Genomic DNA, 456 nt, shown 5'->3' with positions numbered 1-456 from the left:
ACTGGACGGTTGTCGATAAACAAAACGAAAGTGTCGAGGTGATAGGCATTCAGTCGGAGAAACTCAGTCGCTATCTTGAGCGTTTACATACTGCCGGACTCAAAGTGACGCGGGTTTTGCCAGATGGCTGCTATCTTCCCTGGGAAGTAGATAGCTGGACTCTGGTTAACCAGCAAACAAGCTGGCTCATTCGCAGTTCCGCACATGCCTTCAACGAACTGGATGAACACTGGTTACAGCATCTTGCTGCCCAGTTTCCGCCTGAGAATATGCTTTGTTATGGTTTAGTAACTCACGGCGTTGCAGCGGCCAATCCACTTATCCAGCATCCTGAAATACCATCACTGAGTTTGTATTCTGCCGATATTGCATTCCAGCGCTATGACATGCTGCATGGTATTTTTCGTAAACAGAAAACTGTAAGCAAATCGGGAAAATGGCTCGCCCGCCTGGCAG

General features: G+C 48.2%; 1 protein-coding gene. It reads left to right on the top strand.

Features of this window, described 5'->3' with window-relative positions:
- The coding region (locus tag K0039_RS25300) for a type II secretion system protein GspL (RefSeq protein WP_228106887.1) at positions 1-456 on the top strand (456 nt) is incomplete at both ends.

Source organism: Terrisporobacter mayombei (genome assembly GCF_020748465.1).
GTDB lineage: Bacteria > Bacillota > Clostridia > Peptostreptococcales > Peptostreptococcaceae > Terrisporobacter > Terrisporobacter mayombei.
Note: the sequence above shows the minus strand (reverse complement) of the source record. Positions and strands in the feature narration are given on the sequence as shown.